General features: G+C 59.6%; 5 protein-coding genes. 3 read left to right on the top strand and 2 right to left on the bottom strand.

Annotated features, from left to right (window positions below):
- Positions 1–364: 364 nt before the first annotated feature.
- Positions 365–1,858: a CoA-acylating methylmalonate-semialdehyde dehydrogenase gene (locus KHP07_RS22355; protein WP_099493344.1), complete on the bottom strand. Its 1,494-nt coding sequence runs from the start codon at positions 1,856–1,858 to the stop codon at positions 365–367.
- A 39-nt stretch (positions 1,859–1,897) separates the two neighbouring features.
- On the bottom strand, positions 1,898–3,247 hold the full coding sequence (gene aptA, locus KHP07_RS22350) for an omega-aminotransferase AptA (protein ID WP_065900385.1): 1,350 nt from the start codon (positions 3,245–3,247) through the stop codon (positions 1,898–1,900).
- Between the two features lie 125 nt (positions 3,248–3,372).
- On the opposite strand from aptA, the gene KHP07_RS22345 reads away from it, so the two are divergent.
- From KHP07_RS22345 to KHP07_RS22335, 3 genes are all read left to right on the top strand, one after another.
- Positions 3,373–4,293 carry a LysR family transcriptional regulator gene (locus tag KHP07_RS22345; protein WP_078046725.1) on the top strand — a complete coding sequence of 307 codons (921 nt, stop codon included), beginning with the start codon at positions 3,373–3,375 and terminating at the stop codon, positions 4,291–4,293.
- Between the two features lie 88 nt (positions 4,294–4,381).
- Positions 4,382–5,776, top strand: coding sequence for a uracil-xanthine permease family protein (locus tag KHP07_RS22340; protein ID WP_214498035.1), 1,395 nt, complete (start codon positions 4,382–4,384; stop codon positions 5,774–5,776).
- A gap of 87 nt (positions 5,777–5,863) precedes the next feature.
- Positions 5,864–6,523, top strand: a complete 660-nt coding sequence (locus tag KHP07_RS22335; protein ID WP_078046723.1) for a TetR/AcrR family transcriptional regulator — start codon at positions 5,864–5,866, stop codon at positions 6,521–6,523.
- Positions 6,524–6,534 lie beyond the last annotated feature (11 nt).

Raw genomic sequence — 6,534 nt, 5'->3', positions numbered from 1 at the left:
CAACTTCAACCACTTGCGCTTCCGATCTCTCGTTAGCGGGAGGCGAATTCTACAGCGTTACACGCTGCTGTCAACACCTCTTTTTCTCCGCTTTCGACCGAGAAGATCGAAACGTTAATAGAGCCAAACAACACTGCCCTACCAACTCCTTCTGGGCTTCGATGAACTGAAGCAAGTCACTGTCGAATTCTGCGTAACTCTTTGTTTACCAAGGAGTTTTCCGTTTCGACTGCGCCGGAAGTGGGGCGAATTATAGACTTCCAGAATCTGCCGTCAATACCTTTTTTCACATTTCTGTCATATCGGTCAAAAAGGCCCCAAAAACGCAAAAGCCGGCCCCAAGGGGCCGGCTTTCTAGCCAACCTTACAAACTAGGGAAGGCAAACTGAGACGCTTCATGGCTGGCCCGTTGCGGCCAACGCTGGGTAATCGCCTTACGACGGGTGTAGAAACGTACCCCATCCGGCCCATAGGCATGCAGGTCGCCAAACAGCGAACGCTTCCAGCCACCAAAGCTGTGATAGGCCACCGGCACCGGCAGTGGAACGTTAACGCCCACCATGCCCACTTCAATCTCGTCACAGAACAGCCGCGCCGCTTCACCGTCACGGGTGAAGATGCACGTTCCGTTACCGTATTCGTGATCATTGATCAGTTGCATCGCCGCTTCCAGGCTAGCCACCCGCACTACACACAGCACCGGCCCAAAGATCTCTTCTTTGTAGATACGCATTTCAGGCGTCACATGATCAAACAGACTGCCACCCAGGAAGAACCCCTCCTCGTGCCCCGCAACGCTCAGACCGCGACCATCAACCACCAACTTGGCGCCCGATGAAACACCGTCTTCTATATAGCCGCTGACCTTATCCCGAGCCTGCCCGGTCACCAGCGGCCCCATATCCAGGCCGCAAGAGGTGCCGGCACCGATCTTCAGCGCCTTGACCTGCGGCACGAGCTTGGCGATCAACGCATCCGCCACCTGATCGCCCACGCACACGGCCACCGAGATCGCCATGCAACGCTCGCCGCAGGAACCGTATGCCGCGCCCATCAGAGCGCTGACGGCGTTGTCCAAATCCGCATCCGGCATCAGTACCGCGTGGTTCTTCGCCCCGCCCAACGCCTGGACGCGTTTACCGCGCCTGGTTGCTTCGGAATAGATGTACTCGGCAATCGGCGTCGAGCCCACGAAGCTCAGCGCTTTCACTTCCGGTGCTTCGATCAGCGCATCCACCGCGCCCTTGTCGCCATGCACCACGCTCAACACGCCTTTAGGCAGACCGGCCTCCTGCAGCAGCTGTGCGATCAATAGCGTCGAGCTTGGATCACGCTCCGATGGCTTGAGGATGAAACAGTTGCCACAGACGATCGCCAGCGGGTACATCCACAACGGCACCATCGCCGGGAAGTTGAACGGCGTGATACCAGCCACTACACCCAGCGGTTGGAAATCCGACCAAGCATCAATGTTCGGCCCTACGTTACGACTGTACTCGCCCTTCAGAATTTCCGGCGCCGAACACGCGTACTCGACGTTCTCGATCCCACGCTTCAGCTCACCCGCGGCGTCTTCCAGCGTCTTGCCGTGCTCTTCGCTGATCAATTGGGAGATACGCGCTTCGTTCTGCTCCAGCAACTGCTTGAAACGGAACATCACTTGGGCGCGTTTGGCCGGCGGGGTATTACGCCACGCCGGGAACGCCGCCTTGGCTGCGTCGATCGCCTGTTGAATGGTTTCACGGCTGGCCAGCGGCACCTGGTGGATCACCTGGCCGGTGGACGGGTTGTACACGTCGGCACTGCGACCGCTGTCGTTGATCAATTCACCGTTGATCAAATGCTGGATAAGGCTCATGCAGGGCTCCTGAAAAGTTGTTCTATATAGAAGGAGAAATCAGTCGATCTTGTTCAGCACTTCACCGACCGCATCGAACAGGCGATCCAGGTCTTGCGGCTTGCTGTTGAAGGTTGGCCCGAACTGCAGGGTGTCGCCGCCAAAACGCACGTAGAAACCTGCTTTCCACAAGGCCATGCCGGCCTCGAATGGTCGCACGATGGCATCGCCGTCACGCGGGGCGATCTGGATCGCGCCGGCCAGACCGTAGTTGCGGATGTCGATCACGTTCTTGCTGCCCTTCAGGCCATGCAGCGCATTCTCAAAGTGCGGTGCGACTTCGGCCACGCTCTGCACCAGGTTTTCCTTCTGCAACAGGTCCAACGCCGCCAAGCCGGCCGCACAGGCTACAGGGTGCGCCGAATAGGTATAGCCGTGGGGGAATTCCACCGCGTACTCCGGCGTCGCCTGGTTCATGAAGGTCTGATAGATCTCGCTGCTGGCAATCACGGCGCCCATCGGGATAGCGCCGTTGGTGACTTGCTTGGCGATGCACATCAGGTCCGGGGTCACACCGAAGCTGTCGGCACCAAACATTGAGCCAGTACGGCCGAAACCGGTGATCACTTCGTCGAACACCAGCAGGATGTTGTGTTGATCACAGATCTCACGCAGACGCTTGAGGTAGCCCTGCGGCGGTACCAGCACGCCAGCGGAGCCGGCCATTGGCTCGACAAAGACTGCGGCGATGTTCGACGCATCGTGCAATTCGATCAGCTTGAGCAGTTCGTCGGCCAGCGCGATACCGCCCTGCTCCGGCATGCCACGGGAGAAGGCATTGCTTGCCAGCAAGGTGTGCGGCAAATGGTCAACGTCCATCAAGCCCTGGCCAAACAGCTTACGGTTACCGTTGACGCCACCCAGGCTGGTGCCGGCGATGTTCACACCGTGGTAACCACGGGCGCGGCCGATCATCTTGGTCTTGGTGGCCTGGCCTTTTAGACGCCAGTACGCACGCACCATCTTCACCGCTGTATCGGCGCACTCGGAGCCGGAGTCGGTGAAGAACACGTGGTTCAAGTTACCTGGGGTCAGGTCGGTGATCTTTTCCGCCAGTTGAAAGGACAGCGGATGACCGTATTGGAAGCCCGGCGAGTAGTCCAGCGTGCCCAGTTGCTTGGCGACCGCTTCCTGGATTTCCTTGCGGGTGTGCCCCGCGCCGCACGTCCACAGGCCCGACAGCGAGTCATACACCTTGCGGCCCTTGTCATCAGTCAGCCAGCTTCCTTCGGCAGCAACGATCAGGCGCGGGTCACGCTGGAAGTTACGGTTGGCGGTGTACGGCATCCAGTGAGCATCCAGCTTCAATTGGCTGGCCAGGGACGATGGGGCGTTTTCGGGCATGTTCATCAGCAAAACCTCGCAAGGCAAAAGGCAGCGTCGGGATTGAAAAGCGTTGTTGCAGCTAAATTGCCACGGCGATAAAGTCGGTGAAATCCAACTCTTCTAACCTTCAGTCAGGCCTTCACTAAACCATGAGCAGCCGTCGACCCGACCCTTTGGCCCAAGTCAGTGACTTCGATATCCGCCTGCTGCGCATCTTTCGCAGCGTGGTGGAATGCGGCGGCTTTTCGGCGGCCGAAACCGTATTGGGCATCGGGCGTTCGGCGATCAGCCAGCAAATGAGCGATCTCGAACAACGGCTCGGATTAAGACTGTGCCAACGCGGCCGCGCCGGTTTTTCCCTGACCGAAGAGGGCCGCGAGGTCTATCAGTCGGCCCTGCAACTATTAAGTGCCCTGGAAAGCTTTCGCACCGAGGTCAACGGCCTGCACCAGCATCTGCGTGGCGAGCTGATCATCGGCCTCACCGACAACCTCGTCACCCTGCCCCACATGCGCATCACCCACGCACTCGCACAGTTGAAGGAGCGCGGCCCGGACGTGCAGATCCAGATCCGCATGATCGCTCCCAATGAAGTCGAGCAAGGGGTCCTCGACGGCCGCCTGCATGTCGGCGTGGTGCCACAGGCCAGCGCACTGTCGGGTCTGGAATACCAGCCGCTGTACAGCGAGCGCTCCCTGCTCTACTGCGCGGTGGGCCACCCGCTGTTCTATGCCGACGATAAACAACTGGACGATGCACGCATCGATGCCCAGGACGCCATCGCCCCAACCTTTCGCTTGCCCGCCGAGATCCAGGCCCATTACCAGGCGCTCAACTGCACCGCCAGCGCCTCTGACCGAGAAGGCATGGCGTTCCTGATTCTCACCGGCCGCTACATCGGCTACCTGCCTGATCACTACGCCAGCCTATGGGTACAACAAGGCCGACTGCGTGCGCTGAAACCGGCTACACGGTTTTACGATTTAAGCCTCGCATCGGTCACGCGCAAAGGCCGTCGCCCCCATTTGGTGCTGGAAAGCTTCCTCGAAAGCCTGGCTGCAACGCGCTAGCTCGGGCCTTGCACAAAAAGCTGAGCAACTGGACAGCTTTTTGCAAGAGTTCAAGGACCTAGAACCGTCCGACTCGAGTTTGCCCGCCATGCCACCAGAATCTTCCAGCCCCAGCGACCTGATTTACGGCCTCAACGATCGGCCGAAACCTGCTCCGGCCTTCCTCGCTGCCCTGCAACACGTACTCGCCGCTTTCGTCGGCATCATCACCCCGCCGCTGATCATCGGCTCTACCTTGGGACTCACCGCCCATTTGCCCTACCTGATCAGCATGGCGCTGATGGTTTCCGGTGTAGGCACGTTCATCCAGGCGCGTAGACCTTTTGGTATCGGCGCCGGGATGATCTGCCTGCAAGGCACGAGCTTCGCGTTCCTCGGCGCGGTGCTGTCGGCAGGCTTCCTGGTGAAACAACGAGGTGGCAGCCCGGAGGACATCATGGCGATGATCTTTGGCGTGTGCTTTTTCGGTGCTGCGGTGCAAATCGTGTTGAGCCGGTTTATCGGCCAACTGCGTCGGGTCATCACGCCACTGGTGACGGGGATTGTCATCACCCTGATCGGCATCAGCTTGATCAAGGTCGGTATCACTGACCTTGGCGGCGGGTTCAACGCCGCCGATTTCGGCGCACCCACCAACCTGGCACTGGGCCTGTTCGTGGTGCTGACGATCATTTTGCTCAACCGCTCCAACACCCCTTGGGTACGCCTCTCTGCAATCATCATCGGACTCGCGCTCGGCAGCCTCGCCGCCTGGTTCAGCGGCAAACTCGTGCCCCAGGCCCTGCCCGACCTGCCACTGGTCAGCGTGCCGATTCCGTTCCGCTTTGGTTTCAACTTCGACTGGAGCGCTTTCCTGCCGATCGCGCTGATTTATCTGATCAGCAGCATCGAAACCGTTGGCGACCTCACCGCCAACTGCATGATCGCCCGTCAGCCCATCAGCGGCCCCTCTTATATAAGCCGGCTCAAAGGCGGCGTACTCGGCGACGGCGTGAGCTGCATGATCGCTGCCACTTTCAGCGCCTTCCCCAACACCACCTTCGCGCAGAACAATGGCGTGATCCAACTCACTGGCGTGGCCAGCCGTTACGTTGGCCTCTACATCGGCGTAGTGCTGTTTTGCCTGGGCCTGTTTCCGTTGATTGGTGCCGTGCTGCAGCAAATCCCCAAGCCGGTACTGGGCGGCGCAACCCTGGTGATGTTCGGGAGTGTGGCCGCCGCCGGCGTGCGCATTCTTGCCCAGGCTCCGCTGGACCGGCGCAGCATGCTGATCATCGCCACCTCGTTTGGCGTCGGCCTGGGTATCGCCGCCCAACCGAACCTGCTGCACCTGATGCCAACGCTGGTGCAGAACCTGTTTGACTCGGCCATCACCAGCGGCGGGTTGACGGCCATCCTGTTGTGCCTGCTGCTGCCGGAAAGCAAAGCGCCCGTGACTGCCGCAAACAAAGCGCCGGAAAGCGACAGTCTGGAACCGCTTTGACGGTTTTATTGCATCAGGACTTGTCTGGGGCTTGAGGGTGGGTTATCTGTGCACACGTCGTCTCTATCGATCAGCACGGAAACCTCCATGAGCCTCGAAGTTCCTGCCCACAGCAACCAAGCCGGTAAACCCGCCAGCCGCATTCGGCAAAAGAACGAACAAGCGATTCTCCAGGCTGCTGAAGATGAGTTCGCGCGCCATGGCTTCAAAGGCACCAGCATGAACACCATCGCTGCCAGTGCCGGACTGCCGAAGGCCAACCTGCATTACTACTTCACTAACAAGCTGGGGCTGTACATCGCGGTGCTCAGCAACATCCTCGAACTGTGGGACAGCACCTTCAACGCGCTGACCGCCGAGGATGACCCAGCCGTGGCCCTCACCCGCTACATCCGCACCAAGATGGAGTTTTCGCGACGCCACCCCCAGGCCTCGCGGATCTTCGCCATGGAGATTATCAGCGGCGGCGAATGCCTGACCGAATATTTCAGCCAGGACTACCGCGCCTGGTTCAGCGGCCGCGCGGCCGTGTTCCAGGCTTGGATCGACGCCGGCAAGATGGACCCCATAGACCCCGTGCACCTGATCTTCCTGTTGTGGGGCAGCACCCAGCACTACGCCGACTTTGCCACCCAGATTTGCCGCGTCACCGGTCGTACCAAGCTGACCAAGCAGGACATGGAAGACGCCGGCACCAACCTGATCCACATCATTCTCAAGGGCTGTGGCATCAAGCCCGTCTATTAATCGAAGCGACT

Source organism: Pseudomonas sp. VS40 (assembly GCF_018587885.1).
GTDB lineage: Bacteria > Pseudomonadota > Gammaproteobacteria > Pseudomonadales > Pseudomonadaceae > Aquipseudomonas > Aquipseudomonas pergaminensis.
Note: the sequence above shows the minus strand (reverse complement) of the source record. Positions and strands in the feature narration are given on the sequence as shown.